Below are 21,696 nucleotides of genomic sequence, written 5' to 3'. Positions count from 1 at the left end.
CAGCAAAATATCTGCCAAATTATTTAGAAAAAAAAGAAACGCCGGGGCGTTTCCTTAAGTGATTTAACTGTAACAACACTATTTGACGTAGAACCCATAAAAATAGAGAGGTAAGACACCAAATGTCCTACCTCTCTAAAGAGTACGTCTATGCTCTATTCAACCTAACGTTGTCGTGTTTATTTCAAGAAATATTTATCGGTCACGCTTAGATCTTCATCTAAATCGTAAACCAACGGAACACCTGTTGGGATTTCTACGCCCATGATATCATCGTCTGATATTTGTTCTAGATATTTGATCAAGGCTCTTAAAGAGTTACCGTGAGCAGCAACCAAGACCGTTTTATGGTCTAAGATTGCTGGTGCGATTTGATCTTCCCAAAATGGAATAACACGTTCCAAAGTCGTTTTTAAGTTTTCGCCTTGTGGAATAACTTTCTTTTGTAAATGAGCATAACGACGATCATTTTTTGGTGACCGTTCGTCATCATTTTCTAGTAATGGTGGCAAAACATCGTATGAACGACGCCATTGGTGAACTTTTTCATCCCCATATTTTTCAGCGGTTTCTTTTTTGTTCAATCCTTGAAGAGCGCCATAATGGCGTTCATTCAAACGCCAACTTTTAACTTCAGGAATCCAGAGTTGACCGGTTTCTTCTAAAATGATATGACCAGTTTTGATAGCACGTTGTAAGACAGAAGTGAATAATACATCGAATTGAATGCCAGTTTCTTTTAACAGTTGCCCTGCCTTAGTTGCCTCATTGACCCCATTTTCACTCAGTTTAACATCTTCCCAACCAGTGAATTGGTTGCTTAAATTCCATTCGCTTTGTCCATGTCTTACTAAAACTAATTTCATAAAATTCCATCCCTTCTGTTGTCTGATTCGCGTGCCACTATGTGGCCACAAATCGTTTCTGAAAATATAACGAACCTTTCTCTTCTATTTTACTCTTTTATTTTGTTTTGTGAATGGGCTGGGCGTGCAAATATCATTCTTCCAGCATTTGTTTGTAGAGCACTAGTCACAACGACTGGTAATTTTTGATTCATATAGTATTGACCATCTTCTACCACAATCATTGTACCGTCCTCAAGATAAGCGACCCCTTGATTGCGTTCCGTTCCAGCCTTGATGATCATAATATTCAGCGTTTCCCCTGGAATCACGACTGGTTTGACAGCATTAGCTAGTTCGTTGATGTTTAAAACAGGGACCCCTTGAAACTCACAAACCTTATTGAGATTAAAATCATTGGTAACCACTACACCATCAATCAATTTTGCCAATTTGATCAACTTAAGGTCAACTTCTGGCACATCCTCGAAATCACCTTCATAACTCTCGACTGTAATTGCATCACTTTTTTGAAGGTCATTCAGAATATCTAACCCGCGGCGCCCTCTTGCTCTTTTGAGACTATCTGACGAATCAGCAATCAACTGCAATTCTTTCAATACAAAATTGGGGATTACTAAGGTTCCATCAACAAAACCTGCTTTCGCAACATCATAGATACGGCCATCAATAATCACACTTGTATCCAGTATTTTATACCGATGAAATTTATCACTCACCTTTCGGTCTAATAACGCTGTCTCTGAGTCTTTCTTTCGTCCACTTTGAAATAACTTACGCCAATCATCAACACGAGACGTTGCAACAGTGAAGCCTAAATACCCTAATAAGATTGCTAAAACCGGTGGCATGATTTGGTTAATGAATGGCACACCGATACTTTGGATTGGAATCAGGAAAAGAACGGCTAATAATAGTCCAATCAATGTTCCAACACTCCCAAATAGTAAATATACGGATGATTTTTGACTCAAAAAAGTTTCGATTTGCTTAATAGCTCGGATAATAGTGTCTTTCAATACTAATGATAACAAATAGAAAATAATGGCACCAATTACTAAATTGAATATAGATTGATTGACCATACTATCCCTTAAGCCAACATATTCCCAAAAATACGGTAAGTAAGAACCACCTAAGCTCCCACCGATAATGATAAACACTAACGTAATAATTCGTTTAGCCATTAGCATATCACCTCGTTTTCTCTCTTTTTCATTTAATGACTCTCCCTTTCTTAGATCACTTTTGCTAATAAAACATCTATTGCAGAAACCATTGCAAAAACCATTTATTGCGATAACACTCCACTGCTACAAGAGTGTCATGTGATAATAAAGTCAGTCTATCATACTTTAAGTGATAAAAAACGCTTGCACTCTTTTCTTATAGCTTCATTAATAACTTGTTCACAAAATATTCACTTTCTGTTTTCGGATGATACTCTAACAATGATGAAATCATCTTGCATTTGGAAAAACCTTCTTCACAACTTCCGTTAACGTCTTTGCACCAACGACTTGAATTGATTTACTAGCCTTGATTAACGCTTGGGTATCGTTATTAGCTGGAATAAAGATACGTGTAAACCCAAGTTTTTCAGCTTCTTTGATACGATCTTCGATCCGACTAACACGTCTTAATTCGCCTGCTAACCCAATTTCTCCTACGAAGCAATCTGTCACTTTTGTTGCACTATCGTAATAACTCGATACGATACTGATAGCCACTGCAAGGTCAATAGCTGGCTCGTCTAACTTCAAACCACCTGTCGATTTAAAATAAGCGTCCTGGTTTTGTAATAGTAACCCTGTTCGTTTCTCCAATACGGCCATTAATAAAGCGACACGATTATACTCCAAACCACTCGTTGTTCTTCTGGCATTTCCAAAGACCGTAGGCGTAATCAAACACTGCACTTCAGCCAGGATTGGCCGTGTCCCTTCCATAGAAACGACCACTGCTGAACCAGCAGCATCAGCCAGTCTCTCCTCTAAAAATAATTGTGAAGGATTTTCAACTTCTGATAACCCCGTACTAGACATTTCAAACACACCAATTTCATTTGTTGAGCCAAACCGATTTTTAACAGCTCGCAGTAAACGGAAAGAATGATGTTTTTCGCCTTCAAAGTACAACACAGTATCCACCATATGTTCTAACATCCGTGGCCCTGCAATATTCCCTTCCTTAGTCACATGTCCGACAATGAATGTCGCTATTTTTTGACTTTTCGCTAATCGCATCAATACCGCTGTCGTTTCTCGCACTTGAGAAACACTCCCAGCTAGTCCATTGATATCCCCGATTTGCATTGTTTGGATTGAATCGACGATTAAATAATCTGGCTTAACACGATCAATCGCTGACATGATTAATTCAAGGTCTGTTTCTGAATAGACGAGAAAATCATCGGCTGAGGTGCTCATCCGCTCTGCCCTCATCTTGATTTGAGCAGCGCTCTCCTCCCCGGAAACATATAAGACTTTTTTTCCCTTGCTCTGTAAGTGCAATGAGATCTGTAACAATAAGGTCGATTTTCCAATACCTGGATCCCCACCTATCAAAACCAAAGATCCTGGAACAATCCCGCCACCCAATACACGATTGAATTCTGAAAAATCAGTCTTGAATCTCGGTAAATCCGAGCTCTTGATTTTACCAATGGCTACGGGTTCACTTTCTAGTTTTCCTTCGCCACTTACACCACTATTTTTGCCTGAATTTGGGTTGAACTCTCTAAATGTATTCCATTCTCCGCAATTTGGGCACTTTCCTAACCACTTTGGTGTTTCATAGCCACAATTATCACAGAGATATATGATTGTTTTCTTCTTTGCCATTATGACTCCTATCTTCTGAAGTAATCAAAGACCAGACGATCCAAACCCACCTGTTCTAGTTATCACTTTTTCGTTGTTTTCAGTATCAGCAATTAGGTATTTCTGAAAAATACCTTGCCCAACACGTTCGCCCTTTTTAATCTGATAGTCCTTAAGACCAAAATTCAATAATTGAAAAAAGATATGCCCTTCATTCGCAGTATTATCATAATAATCTGCATCTACAACCCCTACACCATTAGGTAACACCAGAAACTTTTTCAACGGGTTACTAGATCGATTAGTCAATTGAAGATACTCATCAGGCTGCATATAAGCCTTGATACCTGTTGGAACCAACTTAGGCTTCAGTAATGCCTTAGCAGCATCATAACCCTCATCAGAGTTCTCAGCGACACTTACTTTCGCGATCTTTAGGAAAAAATAACGAATCAATTCCTTCCAAAAAGAAGGCAACACCATATCCTCAGCCGCCTCAAAATCGTACCCTGCTGCTTGTGTCGTAGACCGATAGGGTAATGATAGTCCTTTACCTTCATATGCTTTGATGATTTTAAACCCTCTTTTTATCATTGCTGAACTCCTAATTAGTTATTTATAGTTGTGCTTTATGATTGTGCTTTATGGTTCTACGTTTTGTTCCCAGTTTTCGTTTATTATGTTTTTACTACTTTTTAATCACGGTAAAAATCACCGTTCTCATATCATTCAGTATAACAAAACAAGTAGCTAATGTATTCAAAACAACTTCTGAAATAGGGGTAGAAAAACTAAAAATAAGCGTCAATAAATCTATTATATTCCTTTTGTCACAAACAACATCAGTCCAAAGTCTTGTAGCACAAAAAGATCCGACAGTACTGTTTTCCTCAAAAAGTTCCATATGAAAGCGTTTTGGTCACCTTGCTCTAAAAAGTGGGTGAAATTTTAGGCATGTTTGCTATACGTTTTTGAAAACCCTTTCTTTATAATTAATCTATCGAAAGGGGTAATTGTAATGGGACAAATTGAACTAAATCACATTTATAAAAAATATGACAACGCAACGGATTATTCCGTAACTGACTTTAACTTAGACATTCAAGATCGTGAATTCATCGTTTTCGTAGGACCTTCTGGTTGTGGTAAATCTACTACTCTTAGGATGATTGCTGGTCTAGAAGACATCACTAAAGGTGAACTAAAAATTGGTGGAACTGTCATGAACGATGTAGCACCTAAAGATCGTGACATCGCGATGGTATTCCAAAATTACGCCTTATATCCACATATGACTGTATTCGACAATATGGCCTTTGGATTGAAGTTGCGTAAATACAAAAAACCAGAGATTAAAGAACGGGTTGATCGTGCTGCTAAAATCTTAGGGTTGACTGAATTCTTAGATCGTAAACCTGCCGCTCTATCCGGTGGACAACGTCAACGGGTTGCTTTGGGACGTGCTATCGTACGTGACGCTCGAGTGTTCTTGATGGATGAACCATTATCTAACTTGGATGCTAAATTGCGGGTTGCCATGCGTGCTGAAATCGCAAAACTTCACCAAAGCTTAAACACAACTACAATCTATGTCACACATGACCAAACAGAAGCTATGACCATGGCTGACCGTATCGTTATTATGAAAGACGGTATCGTTCAACAAATCGGGTCTCCATCAGAAGTTTATAATAAACCAGTGAATGTTTTCGTTGCTGGATTTATCGGATCCCCTGCGATGAACCTATTTAAAGTTCATTATAAAGATGGCTTGATCACGAATGGCCAAGGGTTACAATTATCTGTTGTTGAAGGTCGTAAGAAAGAATTAGATTCTAAAGGCTATAACGACAAAGATTTGATCTTTGGTATTCGTCCAGAAGATATTGAAAGCGAACAAATCGCTCTTGATGTCAACCCAGGTAGCCGCGTCACTGCTACAGTTGACGTTGCTGAATTACTAGGTGCTGAAATCATGCTTTACAGTAAAGTTGGAGATACTGAATTTATCGCTAGTGTTGACGCTCGCGAAATCCACAAACCAGGTGATTCAGTAGATTTAGCCTTCGATATGAACAAAGCTAAATTCTTCGATATCGATACTGAAGAAGTTATCGACTAACAGTTGCACTATTGTTAAATAGCAACTGAAAGTTCCTAAAAGTAGTCCCCCTCCCTCAAGGCTTTGCCACCTTGAGGGTTTTTATTTTGCCAGCTACCTCTTTTTTAGGCGTTCATATTGTTTGACTCTCTGACGGCATTGCCTTGATAATATAACTATAGGCTATTAGTAAGATTAATCGTGTTAGTAGTAATAGTCCGTAATAGAATCACGCCCTAAGGGTAAACATATTGCATCTATCGGAACCACACAAGGAGGAACATAATGAATTATCAACAATTCTATATCGATGGTGAATGGGTATCCTCAAGCGGTACTGAAACAATCGATGTTTTAAATCCTGCCACAGATGAAGTGATTGACAAAGTATCTGCTGCAACTACAGAAGATGTTGATCGAGCTGTCAAAGCTGCAAAAAAGGCTTTTCCTAGTTGGTCTGCATTAACCGTCGCAGAGCGTGCTAGCTATTTCAAAAAATTGAAACAAGCACTGAAAGATAACTTAGGCACATTAGCTGATTTAATGACCGCTGAGTTAGGTGCTACAACACGTTTTTCTCATGATGTACAAGTCACAATGTCTATCAATGAAATGGAAGCTACGATACGTGCAGCTGAAACCTATCAATTTGACCATTATATTAGGGATGCTTTAGTAACTGCTGAACCGATTGGTGTTGTTGCTTGTATCTCACCTTGGAATTATCCTTTGAACCAAATTCAACGGAAAATCTCCCCAGCTCTATTAGCTGGCAATACTGTCGTCGTAAAACCAGCTACTGAGACACCACTAACAGCTCTATACTTTGCTAAGTTGATTGACGAAGTCGGCTTTCCAGCTGGTGTTTTCAATATTTTAACTGGTTCCGGTTCTAAAGTTGGGACAGGGATTGCCTCCCACCCAGATGTAGATGTCATTTCCTTTACAGGCTCAACTGAAGTTGGAGAGAAGTTATACGCAGCTGGTAGTAAGGGAATTAAGAAGATTATTCTCGAACTAGGTGGTAAATCACCAATGCTATTGCTACCAGGTGGGAGTATTAAAACCGCTGTTAAAAAGACACTTGGGACCATTATCAATAACCAAGGACAAAGCTGTAGTGCTTTGACGCGTCTGATTGTTCCTAAAGATGACCTAAAAGCCGTTCAAGAAGAACTGCTGACACAGTTAAAAGACGTCAAAATCGGGGATCCTACTCTAGAGGATACAGATTTAGGTCCAGTTGTTTCAGCTAAGCAAGAAGAAACAGTGTTAGGGTATATTGCTAAAGGGAAAGAAGAAGGAGCTACTATTTTAACAGGTGGGAACAAAGTAGATCGCCCTGGTCACTATATCGAGCCAACTGTCTTTGTGGATGTCAAAAATGACATGACGATTGCTCAAGAAGAAATTTTTGGACCAGTCCTCACAGTGATTCCATATGAGTCTGTAGAAGAAGGTATCACGATATCAAATGATACAACCTATGGTCTATCGGGAGCTGTAGTCGGTCCGGATGAAGATGAAGCTGTTGCGATTGCGAGAAAACTCAGAACTGGTAACGTCATGGTCAACGAGGGGGCTGTCACCGCTGACTCACCATTTGGAGGTTATAAAGAATCAGGCATCGGGCACGAAAAAGGTGTCTATGGTTTTGAAGATTACCTCAACATCAAAGCTATCCTGAGATAATAAGAGATAGTAAGAGATTATAAGGGATAGTAAGAGATTATAAGGGAAGAAGGTCTGAATCTAGCGATTCAGACCTTCTTCTATATTATTTGAAATACACTATATTGTAGTTGAAAAACACTATATTTAAGTTGAAAGACATTGATTTAGTTGAAAGACATTATACTGACGTGATGGACACTAAAGACATTAACTAATGAAAATACAGTGGTTATTTTAACTTTTCTTCGGTTTGTTGCACTAAATCAGTGGGGGTTTGTTTCATCACTTGTTGATTGAAATTGCTATACTGTAATGTCGTAGTATAAAGTAATTGATCCTCAGCATCATATGCCTTCAACCGTAACAAGCTGATTCGATTCTCAGCATCAGCAGTCACGGTCATTTCCATTTTCTTAGTCCCAACCAGACTAACTCTGAAAAGATCACCAATAGTTTCAAATGCCTCTTGATTTGTAATCGTAACGGACCCATCACTCCCAAAGCCAGCTGATTTCCAAACCAAAACATCATTCATCTGTTCTACCACATCTATAGCTTGAGAGTAGGTTAAGCTAATAGAATTACTCAACAGAGGACCTGGATCAACGACTGACTGCCAGCCACTACTGTTTTCATTCATGAAGCTACCCTCTTCATTAACCATGAACTCTGTTTTGTTCGCCTTAGTTTCCTTGACTTTGTCAATTCTCGTGCCATATGCTTGATTACTCGTTAGCCAGGCAGCACCATCTGAAATGACTTTAGTGGTAACAACCTTATCCTTAGAAGATGTTGATTTAGCCACATCATCTTTCTTAGTTTCGGACTCACTAGCCGCATCACTGTCGTCAGCGGCCTTATCACTGTTATCAGGAACTCCCGTCTCCGAATTCGTTTGGCTATCTGACTCTTTGATCATTTTGAAATGATAATTTTCAACATCACCTGCAGCATCTTTAATAGCATAACCAATTTCGCTATTATCGAGTTTTTGTTGTTCACAGCCACTAAGATTGATCACTAAAAAAGCAAGGAATGAGACCATCACCATATATCGAATGATCTTTCGCATATCATCTAATCCTCCATTTATGATTCTTTACAGTCATGACTAACTGACTCATTTAGCTGATTTTATGATTTTTAAACAGCTCTAAACATATTATTTCACTCAACTAGCTTACCATAATTATGACAAAAAAGAACCATCAGATGATGGTTCTCGACCTTTTGGTTCCACTTCAAAACACACTACGTTTTACAATAGCACCTGTTAATAGTATTAGAAGTTGAAATATGTATCATGCTCCCATTTGGTTACTTGTGAACGGTAAGCTGACCATTCAACTTGTTTGGTTTCCACAAAGTTGCCGTAAATATGACGTCCCAATGCCGCTTGCATGACATCATCACGTTCAAGTTCTTCCAATGCTTCTCTCAAATCTGTTGGAAGATCATGGATACCAGCATTAGCCCGTTCTGCTTGTGTCATGGCGTAAATGTTACGGTCGATTGGAGTTGGTTCTTCTAATTTACGTTTGATACCATCAAGACCTGCTTTTAAAATGGCGGCAAGAGCAAGGTATGGGTTAGCCGTTGGGTCCACACTTCTCACTTCAATACGCGTTGATTTACCGCGAGATGCTGGAATACGAATCAATGATGATCTGTTTTTAGGACTCCAAGCAATGTACACTGGTGCTTCAAACCCAGAAACTAATCGTTTGTACGAGTTGATAGTTGGGTTACAGATAGCAGTCATTGCTGGAGCATGATCTAAAACACCTGCAATGAAATGACGACAAGTTTCGCTCAATCCTAATTCATCTGATTCATCATAGAATTTATTATCATCTCCATCAAACAAAGAAACATTACAGTGCATCCCAGATCCTGAAATACCATAACGTGGTTTTGCCATAAATGTGGCATGAAGACCATGTTTGCGGGCAATCGTCCGCACAACTAATTTAAAGGTTTGTATTTGGTCACAAGCCTTCAAAGCGTCAGCATATTGCCAGTCAATCTCGTGTTGTCCAGGTGCAACTTCATGGTGAGAAGCCTCAATATTGAAGCCAATTTTTTCAAGTTCCAAGGTAATATCACGACGGCAGTTTTCGCCTAGGTCAGTTGGTGCTAAATCGAAATAGCCACCATGATCATTCAAGTGCTCAGTAGGAAAACCCTTATCGTCTAGCTTGAATAAGAAAAACTCTGGTTCAGGACCAAGGTTGAAATCTGTAAAACCGTGTTCACGCATCTCATCTAAAACTAAGCGCAAATTTGAACGAGGATCTCCAACAAACGGTACTCCTTCAGGTGTTCTGATATCACAGATCAAACGAGCAATCTTCCCATTTTCATCACTCATCCAAGGGAAAATCAACCAAGTGTCCAGATCAGGATATAGGTACATATCACTTTCTTCGATTCTAACAAACCCTTCGATTGAGGAACCATCAAACATTAATTTGTTATCTAGCACCTTATCCAATTGGCTGATAGGGACTTCCACATTCTTGATTGTCCCTAGGATATCTGTGAACATTAATCTCAAATACCTTACATCGTTCTCTGTAGCACTCGTTACAATATCTTCCTTGGTAAACTTTGTCATTGATTATTCCTCCTACTTTTGTGAGCCATTGCGATTCAACTGACTTATTTCCATAAACTCCTTGTAAAAAATGCGTCTAACATCTTCATCCGTCAGTGTCTCTTTCGGTTGGCTATACGAAACAGACCCTGTCGATTGCTTATTTAGACTCAATTGACGTTGTATAGCACTGATTTTGTAGCCTTCTGCCAGCATATCTTTGATATCCAACAATAAGTCCACATCGTTCAACGAATACAACCGCCTATTAGTTTCAGAACGCTCGGGATCGATCAATTTTTGCTCTTCATAGTATCGAATCTGCCTAGCAGTTAAATCAGTCAACTTCATCACTGTTCCAATCGGAAATACAGCCAAGGACCTTCTCAATTCTTTTTCGCTCAAAAACTGTCACTCCTTTACTTTCTTAAGCTAATTGACTATGCTTAGTTTATTCATCTTAACCATTCAAGTCAATTGTTGACTAACATTTTATGTTACATTAAATTACAAATAACTACCCTAAAAATCAAAGAGGTTACATATTATGACACCTGAATCGCATAACCTCCCCTTAAAACGCGCTGAAAAAGGGGTTTGGATCAGTATTTTTAGTTATATTGCCATTGCCTGTCTCAAAACAGGTGTTGGCTTTATTTTTAATTCCAGAGCTTTAATCGCTGATGGTTTGAACAACTTTACAGATGTCGTTTCCTCAGTCACTGTTTTGTTAGGCCTAAAAATTGCCCAACGTCCAAGTGATGAGAATCATCCTTATGGCCATTGGAAATTTGAAACCATAGCCAGTCTAATTACTTCTTTCATCATGGCTTTCATTGGATTACAACTCCTAACGAATGTGATCAAGAGCATTCTATCTGGGGATCATCCTGGTCGTTTCAATCTCTTAACTATCTCAGTTGCCTTTCTCTCTGCCATAGCTCTTTTTTTGGTCTACCTTCACAATTCTAAACTCGCTAAGTCGGTGAATTCTAAAGGGTTGATGGCAGCTTCAAAGGATAATCTTAATGATAGTCTCACTAGCATCACAACGGCCATTGCTTTGATCGCTGCTAACTATGGTTTTGGTTGGATCGATAGTGCTATGGCTTTGTTAGTGAGTTTGATTATTTTAAAAACAGCTGTTGCCATTTTTAGAGAAGCCGTATTCGAATTAAGCGATGGCTTTGATCAAGATGATCTCGATCAATACATTACTCTGATCATGAACCACGATGGCGTCTCACATGTTGATAGCATCAAAGCCAGATATTATGGAGCAAATATCTATGTCGATACGACCATATCAGTCAATCCTAGTCTGACCGTTAAAGAAAGCCACAAAATAACAGAAGACATCGAGGACGAATTAAAGGCGAGATATCACGTTGCCTTTATCGATATCCACGTTGAGCCCGATGATATACCAGACGCGAACAGAAGCGCTTCTGCGACCGCATCTCTTAATGAGCATCATGACCAGCACTCGAAAAAGTAAGAACTAGTCTATTACTTTCACTCCTTTAGAAATTATTTTTTATCTCATTTGGATTCTATTTAGGTCCTACGTCTGATACTTATAGGATAGAAGTGATGTATACTGTATAATAGCACCAAACTTCTCAATTCATTAGTTACATCAGTTTATTTTAAGGAGTGATATTATGACAACTAATCAACGGTTAAAGTTAAAGGCAAAAGGTAAGGAGCTTGTGAGAAGAGACTATCTCACCTGGCTGATCGTCGGTATTTTCTTAATAGTAGATGGTTTTCGGACTACCTTTGAAGCAACAGATTCCTACAATTCTGGCGATATAACGGGGAGCTTTTCAACTTCAACCACCTCAAATAATATAGGGATTGCAACGATTACGGTATTGATAGGTGGCGCTATGATTGGACTGTTGGTCTTAGCGATTACAGCCATTATTCGTTACTCTATAACGGTTAGTTTAAAACAGTTAGCCATCGAAGGCTTAAAAGGAAAGCAAGTTTCTAGAATGGATACCTTGATTTATGGCTTCAAAGAATCTCTGGGTAGAAATGTTTTATCCCTGTTCTTAACAGACCTCTACACGGTATTATGGACGTTTCTACTAATCATACCCGGTATCATCAAAGGCTATTCTTACTCAGCAGTTCCCTATATTTTAGTTAAAGATAAAACCATCAGTGCTACTGATGCCATCTCACTTAGCCAACGTGTCATGGACGGTCATAAATGGGAATATTTCGTTTTACAATTCACTTTTATCGGCTGGTATATTCTGACCATGATTCCTCTAGTTGGTCTGTGGGTTTATCCTTATACTGAAGCTACTTATACAAGCTATTTCAATGATTTGTTAGAAGTCTATTACCCAAGTGATAGTGGGTCAAGTTATTCTGCAACTGATACCGACGACCAAGATGATGATGAAGATTCCTTCTCCATCTATTCTGATTTTTGATTCTTAATTGGTCAATTCAAAAAGCATTCCGAGTGTTATCATCGGAATGCTTTTTGAATTATCTTTTTATTTTCTTTTTTTATTTGTAGTCTTTATTTCTATTTTTGTCTTGATTCTTAAACCAAAGACTTAGCTATTTTCTCCCGATCGATTTTTGACGTCACATCAGTGAGATGACCATCTTCCATTCGATAGATATAATCGCATTTGGTGATTAATCGCAAATCATGTGTCACCATCACGACAGCACATTGTCGTTGTCGAACTTCTTTCGCAAAAATATCGATGACATCATGGGCTTTTTCGGAATCCAAACTCGCCGTTGGTTCATCCGCTAAAATGATATTAGCATCATTATATAATGCTTTTCCGATTGCTACACGCTGCCGTTCACCACCTGAAAGATCACTAGGGTATTTTTTTGATAAGGAAGTAATGCCTAATCCTTCGAAGATTTCCGTGACTTTATCTGTTTGCTTCGGCCTTTTTGCCACTTTATCAATCAGAAAAAATTGCTTCTCAACTGTCAGAAAAGGGACCAAATTCGATGCTTGTAATATAAATCCAATATGGTCGAATCGAAAAGCTGTCTTGTCTTTCTCACTTAGTTGATTGAACGCTTGATGATCTAATTCAACACTGCCTTCAGTTGGTTCTTGAAGTCCAGCCATTACAGTCAATAGTGTACTCTTACCAGAACCACTTGGCCCAATGATTGCTACAAATGTTCCCGTTTCCACCGTGAAAGTTGTTGGTGCAAGTGCCATTACTTGCGTATGGCCAGATCCGTAGATTTTACTGACATCTTTTAAAGCTATAACTGTTTCACCCATTATTTTCTCACTCCTAACCAATAGCGGTGACTGGATCAATGCGACTGATCGACCTGACGGAAAAAAGACCTCCCAAAACAGCGACTCCAATCAATAGTATCGTGACCCCTACTAAGAACCAGGTATTTAGCATAAAGGGCACTGTATCGGGCAGTAGTGCAGCCGTCAATAATGTCAGAGCTAGGCCAATCAACGTTCCAATTGTCGCTAGTAAAAAGGTCTGTGCAATAACAGAGCGACTGATATAGCCATTCCCGATACCTTGTGCTTTCATGATGCCAAACATACTTTTTTTCTGTAACGTCAAAATATAGATGAAGATGCTAATAACCAAGGCTCCAATCACTACAAGAAAGCCAATCATCAATACAAATGTCAACACTTGGGCGGTATAACCCGGCAAATCATTAATAAAAGTATTGATGGGGACAACTACCGTATCATCCGGTCGATTCGATTCAGGCAATGACTGATTAACTACCATAGCATTGATAACATCATCGAACGGCGCTTGTCCATTCGTACCATATGCGACTTGCCGCCATGTTTTTAAATTAGTATAAACAACTGGGACAACACTAAATTCTGTTGTTTCAGTCACACCTACCACATTCAATTTATCATCATCATTGGCAAGTGTGATCGCATCACCAACCTTGATACCACTGTTCAAAAGTTTTTCGCTTACGACAACTTCATTATCATTTTTGATTGTTTGTCCCTCTATTATTTTTGGTGCCACAAAACTCTCAGGGTCGATACCAAATAGGGTGATATTTTCATTGGCATCCGTCCCTTCTTCAATAGATGTCGCTGCTTGACCAATTGGAGCAGCTTGTAGTACATCTGTTTGTTTAAAATCACTCAGCCTTAATTGTGAACGAGCTAGCAGATTATTAGCATCTTCCTGTAAAATTACTTCACTAGCATGCCAACTATCTACTGCTGAGCGATTTGCCTGAGCCAATCCATATGCTAACCCCGTTAAAAAATAGATCAGATAAGCAATCAAAAACATCATGGAGATAATCAATGTAAAACTTCTCTTCGAATAAGTCATCTCGTTCCAAGCTAAAAACATAGCCTTCCTCTTTTCTGAATTTATCTCAATTATTGTAATCTCACGACAAAATTGTGACACATTTACTGATACTAGCCTCTCCATTATAAAGTTACAGTTGCGCGACTTACAATTTATATGATTCTAAATAATTGTTTTAACTAAACACACTGAGTATTATTTGAATAGTGATTCTAAGTCGTTACTCTAAGTAGTGACTATAGCGAGTAGCTCTGAGTCTATAATGAATCATAATTCTAACTACCTTTTTGATTTCATACACAAAAAAGCACTTACCTTCTTAATTGAAAAGAAAGTAAATGCCTTTTCTATTTGGACAATAAACAGTGAAGTGCCTGACAGAATTACTTACTTATCTATTAGCACAGTGATAACATGCCTCAAGAGGTGTATTTATGCCCAAACATTTTCTAAAACATTTGTTTGCGTCCGGTCTGGTCCGACAGAGAAAGTACACAGTGGTAGACCAACGAGTTCTGATACACGTTCAACATAATGGCGTGCATTCTCTGGCAATTCTTCCAGAGTTTGACACGACGTGATATCCTCTGTCCAACCTGGTAGAGCTTCGTAGATTGGTTTACAGTGACTCAATTCTACTAAACTTGCAGGGTAACGATCAATATGTTCTCCAAACTCATTTTCATAAGCCACACAGATTTTGACGGTATCCAAACCAGTCAAAACATCAATACTATTTAAAGAGAGATGCGTCAATCCAGAAACACGTTTTGAATGGCGCATAACAACTGAGTCAAACCACCCAATACGACGTGGTCTTCCCGTGACAGTCCCAAATTCACGTCCTGTCACACGAATTTGATTTCCAATCTCATCAAATAATTCTGTTGGAAAAGGACCATCCCCAACTCTTGACGTATAGGCCTTGCAAACGCCAACTACTGTATTAACCTTAGAGGGACCTACACCTGTACCGACTGTTACACCACCAGCAACTGGGTTAGAGGATGTGACGAAAGGATACGTTCCTTGATCGATATCCAACATAACCCCTTGTGCCCCTTCAAATAAAACACGTTTTCCTGCATCTAAGGCATCATTTAAAACAACTGAGGTGTCGCAGACATATTTTTTAATTTGTTGGCCATAGTCATAAAATTCTTCAAAAATAGTCTCGAAGTCCAATGGGTCATGATCATAGATTTTGACAAATAGTTCGTTTTTCTCAGCTAAGTTTCGCTTTAAACGTTCTTTAAAAATGTCACGATCCAACAGATCAGCAACTCTAATACCGACACGAGCAGCTTTATCCATATAAGCAGGTCCGATACCTTTGTGGGTCGTCCCAATCTTGTCATCGCCCTTAGCAGCTTCTTGTAACTCATCTAATAAAATATGATACGGTAGAATGACATGTACACGATCCGAAATTCTCAATGACCGTGTATCGATGCCGCGTCCTTGTAAACCTGCTAGTTCTTTCACAACGGACTTTGGATTTAAAACAACACCATTACCAATCACACTGATTTTTTCTGGATTAAAAATCCCAGAAGGAATCAATTGCAGTTTATAAGTATCGCCACCAAATTGAATCGTATGTCCTGCATTATCGCCACCTTGATAACGCGCTATTACCTCTGCATTCTCGCTCAAAAAATCAGTGATCTTACCTTTACCTTCATCGCCCCATTGTGTTCCAACAACTACTACTGAAGACATTATGGACACCCCACCATTTATTGTTTTTTTTCACAATGATAAGTGTACCAATAATACCACTGGGTTTCAATAAACCACTTTGAAATTATGAACAGCAGGAACCTCAACTTCTGGGTGTTCTTTGATGTATTGGGCAATCAATTCTGTCATATCCGTTCCATATTCCCTAATGATTTTCTCCGGACCAAACATGGCAAAGTTTCCACCGCCAACTGCCCGGTACTGATTCAACACGATTTCGTATGGTGCTTTTAGGTCAATTGGGGTTCCTTTGTACCGTAATCCTACAACTCTTTGACCCTCTGGCTTTGAAATATCAAAGGTGTAATCAATGCCCGAAAACATATCATAATTATAGTACTGTGGCTTTGGAATATAATAATTTGGATTGATCGTGATTTGCCCATCTGAGAGCGTAAAGAAGGCAGCGCATTGCTCTAATGCCTCCACTAGATCCTTACCGGAAACAGACAAAACAGCTAACGTATTCGTATAGATATAGTTAATCACGATATCTCTCATCGTGATATCACCTTTAAAGCCTGGTGCCTTTTGGTTGAACAGTGCTGTAGCAGAGATATCGCAACCAGTTGCCCAACTTTGGACGGCATTAATAAAAGTCACATACGGATGTGTCTCTAGACGAGCTTTATTGGGATCTGTTATCGACATATCCGTTTTGACCGTGCCAATAGGTTGATCTAACCACTTTTCTACCTGCTCTTCTAAAGGCCTGACTTTTGCTTTTAAATTGAGGTCTTCTGTCACATCTGTTAAATGATGTAAGTCAATAGTTGCATCGGTAATCGTACGTGTCGGTTCATCGATTTGGAGCGTAACAACCGCAACATACTCTCCCTTATGGCCGGGTTGACTATAGAATGTCTTGCCATGTTGTCCAACATATAACCCGTGCTGATGTCCAGTAAACAAGACATCGATAGCTTCAAATTGTTCTAGTAACTGGTAGCCTTCATTCTCTCCAGTTGGTTTTTCAAGCATTTTCTCTGTCTTAGGATCCGCTTCAAAGCCTCCATGATAAGAAACCACGACAAAATCTGCAGAAGCTTGAACGATTGGTAACCAGTGTCTGAGTGCTTCAACTGCCGATATGAAGCGGAAATCCTTAATATTCTCCGGATTTTCCCAATGTGGAATATACTGAGTCGTTAACCCAATAATGCCAACTTTGAACTGTCCCACATCTTTTACGAGATAAGGTGTGCCAAAGTAAGGTTCTCCATCCGTATTCAACACATTTGCTGCCAAGTAAGGAGCAGTACTCGCTTCAACTGCCTCTTTAAGATAGTCTACACCATAGTTGAACTCATGATTACCTAATACACGGGCTACTGGATGCAGCTCATTTAAAAACTCACTCAATATACGTGGTGTTTTTACCTTATCTTTGACAAAAGAAGCCAACGGAGACCCTTGAATAAAGTCCCCGTTGTCGATATAAAGCTTTTCATCTGCAGAAATGTTCTTCAAAAAGCTGCTGACTTTCAACAAGCCAAGCGGAAGATTCATTTCTTTTTGGGTAAAATCAGTCGGATAAAGGTAGGCATGGATATCGCTCGTTGAAACAATTGTGAGTTTCATGCTACCACACTCCCTTGATCAAACGTGTCCGTAATTTAGTCGAGATATATTCTACGATCAGAATCAGAACGACCAGACCTACAAGGATAGAACCTACTTGATTCCAACGATAGGCATTCATGGCAAAGATTAGAGGTGCTCCAATACCACCAGCACCAACTAGTCCAAGAATACTGGCATCTCTTAAATTCATGTCAAAACGATATAGAATCGTGGATAGAAAACTAGCGACCAATTGTGGAATCACTCCATAACGGACTTTACTAAAACGAGTACACCCAATGGCATCTAGGGCTTCGATCACACCATGATCTATTTCTTCAATACTATCACTGAATAATTTCGTCAACATACCAATTGAAATAACACTCATCGTCATGACCCCGGCAAATGCTCCTGGACCTGTAACGCGAATAAACATCAACCCATAAACGAATGACGGAATCGTCCGAATAAACATAATCACAAGTTTTGCGATCGTTGAAATAACTGGTGGGACTATATTTGAAGAAGCCAAGAATGCTAAAGGCATTGCAAAAACGCCACCAACAATTGTTCCTAAGAATGCTATAGCAATCGTTTCAAATAACAAGTATGGAATTCCTTGCTTTGTCCAATTAAATAAGAGATCTGTGTCTGGTGTCACAATACCGTGAATGATATTTTTAGCCACTGATAAACTATCACCGTTTGTACCACTAGAGCTTATTCCTGTGATAGACCATGCTAAAAGCCCCAAAATAATCAAAAACATAATCAGGATATAGCGATGATTTCTTGGTGCTAACTTTAATTTTTCGATATAACTTTGTTCCATACGATATCCCCCCTATTTCACTTTCGAGCGCAGATAAGCACTTGTACGCTCGATGATAAATACTGTTAAAAACAATAAGAGTAAGATCGTACCAACGTTGTTATAGGCCCGCCAACCAATTTGCTCGTTGATGATCAGTCCAATACCACCAGCACCAACATAACCTAAGATAGCAGCATACCGAACATTTCCTTCAAAATTATAAAGACTGGTTGAAATAAAGATTGGTAAGATTTGTGGCATGATGCCATAACGAAACGCCATGATTTTCGTACACCCGATGGAGGTAAGGGCTTCAAAGGCGCCCATGTCCGTATTTTCGATACTTTCGTATGTCAGTTTGCCGACATATGAGAAGGAGAACAAGAAGATAGCGACTAATCCGCTTAACGACCCGATCCCAAAAATATAAGTCATCACAAGTGCAGAAACCAATGTTGGAATTGTCCGAATGATACTGAATATAAACTTGAAAATGCTGGTAATGGCTTTATTACCAATCATATTATCTGCCGCTAAAAAAGCAAACGGTAAGGATAGGCTTGCTCCCATTAAAGACCCTAGTAATGACATTTGGATTGTTTCTAATAATGGTTTCCAAACATTTTTTAAATAACCAAAGTTTGGTTGCAACATTTGTTGCAGAATCGTAAAGAATTCTTTCCCACGAGTCATTAAAACACTTAGCTTAAATCCAGTCACATCAGCAGAGACATACATAGCGATGATAATCAGGACAAGGATTAGGAGAGTAGAGCGACGTGGTTCTGTGACAGATTTACCGTTTTCTAGTTGGTAAGTTTTCTTTCGAAACATACTACTACTCCTCCTTGCCCATTACCTTATGATATTCATCACCATAGATATTGACTAAGACCTTGCGATCAACATCTTCTGCATAGCCGTCATAAACAATTCGACCATCTCTAATCCCGATAACACGTTTACAATATCTCAGGGCTAGTTCGACATCATGAATATTGATTAAAATAGTCATCCCTAACTCTTCATTGACTTGCTTAAAGTAGTTCATCACTTCCACAGAAGTCACTGGGTCGAGAGAGGCAACTGGTTCATCTGCTAGAATGACTTTTGGATTTTGTGCCAATGTTCTTGCAAGGGCCACCCGTTGTTGCTGACCGCCAGACAATTGATTGGTTTTGCTAAATGCCTTATCCAAAATATCGACTTGGTCAAGTGAAGCTAGTGCTCTTAATTTTTGCTCTTGTGAAAAAACACCAAAAAAGCGTTTAATAGGTGTCAACGTCGGAACAAATGCTGTCAAAACATTATTTATCACACTTGTTCTTTCAATCAAATTGAAGGATTGGAAAATCATTCCAATATTTTTTCTGAATTGTCTTAAAGACTTTCCTTTGATAGATGCTACATTCACATCATCGACTAACAATTTCCCTGCAGTGATATCATGCATCTTGTTTATGGTACGAATCAAAGTTGATTTCCCTGCACCAGACTTACCAATAATTGCGACGAATTCACCATCCTGAATGGTCAGGTTGATGTCAGATAATGCCTTTGTTTTATTGGGGTAGACTTTATCTACATGTTCAAATTTAATCATGACTTACTCCTAACTACAATAAAGCAGGTTCACTAATAGATAGTAAACCTGACAGAATAGTTTCTAGATTGTTATTTTTAGTTTGTTCATAGTTCTCCTAAAGATTTAAGACAGATTATTGGTTTTTAACGATTTCTTGTGCTTTTCTTTCACCGTCATAGTCACTGTCTTTAGCTGGTTCATAACCAGTGTGGCTGTAGATGCTGATAACTTCTTTACCTTCATCTGTTTTTGCCAATTCAATAAATGCTTTTTGTAATGCTTCTTTGAATTCCGGTGTCATTTTATCAGAGTTCTTAGAAACACTGATTGTATCGTTATAAATGTTAGGTGAAACACCGATGACATTTGTTTCATCAAAGATATCTTCTGAACGTCCAAATTCGCTTGTCCATGGTTCAGCATTGTCGATTCTTAAGTCAGCGTAACCAACGACGATATCAACTTGTCCTGAGGCTAAACGAGCCATTGAAGAGCCGTAAGAATCAGCTTTCACGACATTATCTAAATCGTTGATTGTTTTGCCGTAGTTATCTTCTAACCACATGTAAGGATAGATATAACCAGATGAAGATGAAGGTCCCATAACTGACCAAGTTGCTGAATTCAAGTCATCCCAAGTCAATTCTTCGCCATCATTGATTTTTTGACCTAATTCTTGTCCTTTTTCTGAAGGACCAGCAATAATCAATGATTTGTAATAGGTTACTTGAGTGCCTTCTTCTTGAACTGTAGGTTTGTTATCATTCCAGTCTTTAGGATCTTCTGAATCTATACTTAATCCTTCACGAGTTGATGTTAATAATACTTCAGCGCCATCATCATACAGGACGTAGGTTCCACCTGGGATAAATCCGATATCTGTTGTTCCGGCAGATAATGCTTCCCCAACACCTTCGTAACTTGTACCAACTGAAATATCGATTTTATTTACTTCGTAACCTTGATCTTTAAGTGCTGTTTTTAGTAAATCTCCTAATGGTTCAGTCGCTGCTGTGATTTCTTCAGGCGTCCGTGACGGTACGAAACCAATTGATAATTCGTCGATGGTTTTGTTTTCTGATGATGAACCTTCGTCTCCACTCTCTGAGTTATTATTTCCACAACCTGCTAATAAAGTCGTTCCTGCAACTGCAGCTAATAAAACTGTTTTCCATTTACTGGACATTTGTTTTCCCCCTATATGATGACTAAATGAATGACTTACATCATTGATAATAGCACTTTAACCGCTTTATTTCTATACATTTTTTCCGATAAAGCAAGAAATAGTCTAGGGTTGTCAAACATATGTTACCTGAACTGATAATAGTGGTGCTTGATGTCTTGTCCACCAAAACGAATTTTTTGAGTTTGTTGTCAAGGAGGAAAGTGAAACGATCCTTGACAACAAACGATAAAAATATAAAATCAGTGGACACATCAAGCAGCTTCGTTATACTTATTTTCGTAATACTTTTCAACCATTTGATTTGGGCTTAAGAATCCCAATACTTTTCGTGCAATATTATTGTGTCGACTCATATATCGCCGATGTTGCTTTAACATATCCTCTACGGATTCAAACTCTCGTTTACCATAAAACC

General features: G+C 38.8%; 19 protein-coding genes. 4 read left to right on the top strand and 15 right to left on the bottom strand.

Going from position 1 to position 21,696, the window contains the following annotated elements:
• Positions 1 to 179: 179 nt before the first annotated feature.
• The 4 genes from gpmA to H541_RS0108390 all read right to left on the bottom strand — a co-directional run bounded on the left by gpmA (position 180) and on the right by H541_RS0108390 (position 4,279).
• On the bottom strand, positions 180 to 866 hold the full coding sequence (gpmA, locus tag H541_RS0108405; protein WP_022796879.1) for a 2,3-diphosphoglycerate-dependent phosphoglycerate mutase: 687 nt from the start codon (positions 864 to 866) through the stop codon (positions 180 to 182).
• Positions 867 to 955: 89 nt separating this feature from the next.
• Entirely contained in the window at positions 956 to 2,053 is a 1,098-nt protein-coding gene (locus H541_RS0108400) for a PIN/TRAM domain-containing protein (RefSeq protein ID WP_022796878.1), read from the bottom strand.
• A gap of 273 nt (positions 2,054 to 2,326) precedes the next feature.
• Entirely contained in the window at positions 2,327 to 3,709 is a 1,383-nt protein-coding gene (radA, locus tag H541_RS0108395; protein WP_022796877.1) for a DNA repair protein RadA, read from the bottom strand.
• Positions 3,710 to 3,733: 24 nt separating this feature from the next.
• Positions 3,734 to 4,279, bottom strand: a complete 546-nt coding sequence (locus tag H541_RS0108390) for a dCTP deaminase/dUTPase family protein (RefSeq protein ID WP_026501732.1) — start codon at positions 4,277 to 4,279, stop codon at positions 3,734 to 3,736.
• A 427-nt stretch (positions 4,280 to 4,706) separates the two neighbouring features.
• Here H541_RS0108390 and H541_RS0108380 point away from each other — a divergent pair, with 427 nt between their 5' ends.
• Positions 4,707 to 5,810 carry an ABC transporter ATP-binding protein gene (locus H541_RS0108380; protein WP_022796874.1) on the top strand — a complete coding sequence of 368 codons (1,104 nt, stop codon included), beginning with the start codon at positions 4,707 to 4,709 and terminating at the stop codon, positions 5,808 to 5,810.
• Positions 5,811 to 6,074: 264 nt separating this feature from the next.
• On the top strand, positions 6,075 to 7,481 hold the full coding sequence (locus H541_RS0108375; protein WP_022796873.1) for an aldehyde dehydrogenase family protein: 1,407 nt from the start codon (positions 6,075 to 6,077) through the stop codon (positions 7,479 to 7,481).
• A gap of 211 nt (positions 7,482 to 7,692) precedes the next feature.
• Here the strand turns inward: H541_RS0108375 and H541_RS0108370 are convergent, their stop codons facing one another.
• The 3 genes from H541_RS0108370 to H541_RS0108360 all read right to left on the bottom strand — a co-directional run bounded on the left by H541_RS0108370 (position 7,693) and on the right by H541_RS0108360 (position 10,464).
• A complete protein-coding gene (locus tag H541_RS0108370) occupies positions 7,693 to 8,535 on the bottom strand; it encodes a hypothetical protein (RefSeq protein ID WP_022796872.1) in 843 nt (280 codons plus the stop codon).
• A 210-nt stretch (positions 8,536 to 8,745) separates the two neighbouring features.
• On the bottom strand, positions 8,746 to 10,080 hold the full coding sequence (gene glnA / locus H541_RS0108365) for a type I glutamate--ammonia ligase (protein WP_022796871.1): 1,335 nt from the start codon (positions 10,078 to 10,080) through the stop codon (positions 8,746 to 8,748).
• A 12-nt stretch (positions 10,081 to 10,092) separates the two neighbouring features.
• Positions 10,093 to 10,464, bottom strand: coding sequence for a MerR family transcriptional regulator (locus H541_RS0108360; protein WP_022796870.1), 372 nt, complete (start codon positions 10,462 to 10,464; stop codon positions 10,093 to 10,095).
• Between the two features lie 142 nt (positions 10,465 to 10,606).
• On the opposite strand from H541_RS0108360, the gene H541_RS12100 reads away from it, so the two are divergent.
• Entirely contained in the window at positions 10,607 to 11,557 is a 951-nt protein-coding gene (locus H541_RS12100; protein ID WP_022796869.1) for a cation diffusion facilitator family transporter, read from the top strand.
• Between the two features lie 166 nt (positions 11,558 to 11,723).
• A complete protein-coding gene (locus tag H541_RS12825) occupies positions 11,724 to 12,509 on the top strand; it encodes a DUF975 family protein (protein ID WP_022796868.1) in 786 nt (261 codons plus the stop codon).
• Between the two features lie 116 nt (positions 12,510 to 12,625).
• On the opposite strand, the gene H541_RS0108345 is transcribed toward H541_RS12825, so the two are convergent.
• The 8 genes from H541_RS0108345 to H541_RS0108310 form a co-directional block, all read right to left on the bottom strand.
• Positions 12,626 to 13,342, bottom strand: coding sequence for an ABC transporter ATP-binding protein (locus tag H541_RS0108345; RefSeq protein ID WP_022796867.1), 717 nt, complete (start codon positions 13,340 to 13,342; stop codon positions 12,626 to 12,628).
• A gap of 13 nt (positions 13,343 to 13,355) precedes the next feature.
• Positions 13,356 to 14,423 carry an ABC transporter permease gene (locus tag H541_RS0108340; RefSeq protein ID WP_022796866.1) on the bottom strand — a complete coding sequence of 356 codons (1,068 nt, stop codon included), beginning with the start codon at positions 14,421 to 14,423 and terminating at the stop codon, positions 13,356 to 13,358.
• Between the two features lie 393 nt (positions 14,424 to 14,816).
• Positions 14,817 to 16,106: an adenylosuccinate synthase gene (locus tag H541_RS0108335; protein ID WP_022796865.1), complete on the bottom strand. Its 1,290-nt coding sequence runs from the start codon at positions 16,104 to 16,106 to the stop codon at positions 14,817 to 14,819.
• Positions 16,107 to 16,172: 66 nt separating this feature from the next.
• Positions 16,173 to 17,708 (bottom strand): bifunctional metallophosphatase/5'-nucleotidase, encoded by a 1,536-nt coding sequence (locus H541_RS0108330; RefSeq protein ID WP_022796864.1) that lies wholly within the window; start codon positions 17,706 to 17,708, stop codon positions 16,173 to 16,175.
• A gap of 1 nt (position 17,709) precedes the next feature.
• Entirely contained in the window at positions 17,710 to 18,525 is an 816-nt protein-coding gene (gene phnE, locus H541_RS0108325) for a phosphonate ABC transporter, permease protein PhnE (RefSeq protein WP_022796863.1), read from the bottom strand.
• A 12-nt stretch (positions 18,526 to 18,537) separates the two neighbouring features.
• Positions 18,538 to 19,341 (bottom strand): phosphonate ABC transporter, permease protein PhnE, encoded by an 804-nt coding sequence (gene phnE, locus H541_RS0108320; protein WP_022796862.1) that lies wholly within the window; start codon positions 19,339 to 19,341, stop codon positions 18,538 to 18,540.
• 4 nt (positions 19,342 to 19,345) lie between these two features.
• Positions 19,346 to 20,110 (bottom strand): phosphonate ABC transporter ATP-binding protein, encoded by a 765-nt coding sequence (gene phnC, locus H541_RS0108315; RefSeq protein ID WP_022796861.1) that lies wholly within the window; start codon positions 20,108 to 20,110, stop codon positions 19,346 to 19,348.
• 115 nt (positions 20,111 to 20,225) lie between these two features.
• Positions 20,226 to 21,278 carry a phosphate/phosphite/phosphonate ABC transporter substrate-binding protein gene (locus H541_RS0108310; protein WP_022796860.1) on the bottom strand — a complete coding sequence of 351 codons (1,053 nt, stop codon included), beginning with the start codon at positions 21,276 to 21,278 and terminating at the stop codon, positions 20,226 to 20,228.
• Between the last annotated feature and the right edge of the window lie 418 nt (positions 21,279 to 21,696).

The organism is Bavariicoccus seileri WCC 4188 (genome assembly GCF_000421665.1).
Taxonomy (GTDB): Bacteria; Bacillota; Bacilli; order Lactobacillales; family Aerococcaceae; genus Bavariicoccus; species Bavariicoccus seileri.
The sequence above is the reverse complement of the archived record's forward strand: the minus strand, read 5'-3'. Positions and strand labels throughout refer to the sequence as shown.

Coding starts and splice junctions, on each gene's coding strand:
- gpmA (WP_022796879.1), bottom strand. CDS start 866: ATGAAATTAGTTTTAGTAAGACATGGACAAAGCGAATGGAATTTAAGC.
- H541_RS0108400 (WP_022796878.1), bottom strand. CDS start 2,053: ATGGCTAAACGAATTATTACGTTAGTGTTTATCATTATCGGTGGGAGC.
- radA (WP_022796877.1), bottom strand. CDS start 3,709: ATGGCAAAGAAGAAAACAATCATATATCTCTGTGATAATTGTGGCTAT.
- H541_RS0108380 (WP_022796874.1), top strand. CDS start 4,707: ATGGGACAAATTGAACTAAATCACATTTATAAAAAATATGACAACGCA.
- H541_RS0108375 (WP_022796873.1), top strand. CDS start 6,075: ATGAATTATCAACAATTCTATATCGATGGTGAATGGGTATCCTCAAGC.
- H541_RS0108370 (WP_022796872.1), bottom strand. CDS start 8,535: ATGCGAAAGATCATTCGATATATGGTGATGGTCTCATTCCTTGCTTTT.
- glnA (WP_022796871.1), bottom strand. CDS start 10,080: ATGACAAAGTTTACCAAGGAAGATATTGTAACGAGTGCTACAGAGAAC.
- H541_RS12100 (WP_022796869.1), top strand. CDS start 10,607: ATGACACCTGAATCGCATAACCTCCCCTTAAAACGCGCTGAAAAAGGG.
- H541_RS12825 (WP_022796868.1), top strand. CDS start 11,724: ATGACAACTAATCAACGGTTAAAGTTAAAGGCAAAAGGTAAGGAGCTT.
- H541_RS0108345 (WP_022796867.1), bottom strand. CDS start 13,342: ATGGGTGAAACAGTTATAGCTTTAAAAGATGTCAGTAAAATCTACGGA.
- H541_RS0108340 (WP_022796866.1), bottom strand. CDS start 14,423: ATGTTTTTAGCTTGGAACGAGATGACTTATTCGAAGAGAAGTTTTACA.
- H541_RS0108335 (WP_022796865.1), bottom strand. CDS start 16,106: ATGTCTTCAGTAGTAGTTGTTGGAACACAATGGGGCGATGAAGGTAAA.
- H541_RS0108330 (WP_022796864.1), bottom strand. CDS start 17,708: ATGAAACTCACAATTGTTTCAACGAGCGATATCCATGCCTACCTTTAT.
- phnE (WP_022796863.1), bottom strand. CDS start 18,525: ATGGAACAAAGTTATATCGAAAAATTAAAGTTAGCACCAAGAAATCAT.
- phnE (WP_022796862.1), bottom strand. CDS start 19,341: ATGTTTCGAAAGAAAACTTACCAACTAGAAAACGGTAAATCTGTCACA.
- phnC (WP_022796861.1), bottom strand. CDS start 20,110: ATGATTAAATTTGAACATGTAGATAAAGTCTACCCCAATAAAACAAAG.
- H541_RS0108310 (WP_022796860.1), bottom strand. CDS start 21,278: ATGTCCAGTAAATGGAAAACAGTTTTATTAGCTGCAGTTGCAGGAACG.